The organism is Streptomyces chisholmiae (assembly GCF_031845445.1).
GTDB lineage: Bacteria > Actinomycetota > Actinomycetes > Streptomycetales > Streptomycetaceae > Streptomyces > Streptomyces chisholmiae.
Genome location: NZ_JAVREO010000179.1, coordinates 1 through 454, shown reverse-complemented (window position 1 = coordinate 454; position 454 = coordinate 1). Strand labels below are relative to the sequence as shown.

The following is a 454-nucleotide window of genomic DNA, read 5'->3' as shown; positions in this document are numbered from 1 at the left end:
GCCCAGTCCCCACAGCGGCACGTGGGTCACGTTGGCTCCCGCGTGGTCGCCGACGGTGAGCGCCCACAGCCGCGCCGACAGTCCCAGGCGGTGTTGCAACGCCAGCGTCCGCGTCACGAGGTCGCCGGCCACCTCGGGTGCGTCATCGTCGCGCGGCAGCACAAGCACGACCGGATGGTCGCCGAGTTCGATTGGCAGCGAGCCGAAGTCGACGATCGATTCCAGTTCGGCCGGATCTTCCACTGCCACGTACGGCACCGCCGCCGTCGTCAGGTCGTCAACCGCGGCTTCCAGCCGATCGACATCCCCGCCGACCAGAACCACACCGCTGGGGCGCCGCTCGCCGCGAGCCGACACCGGATGCCACGACACCTGATGCACGATCCTGCGGACGTCGGTCCCCGATGACTCCCGCCCGGAATTCTCTAGTTCCTCGAAGGCCATGCCGCCGATC

1 protein-coding gene is annotated in these 454 nt (G+C 69.2%); it reads right to left on the bottom strand.

The window, feature by feature from the left end; translation table 11 throughout:
- The coding region (locus RM844_RS32680) for a Rossmann-fold NAD(P)-binding domain-containing protein (RefSeq protein WP_311671065.1) at positions 1 to 454 on the bottom strand (454 nt) is incomplete at both ends.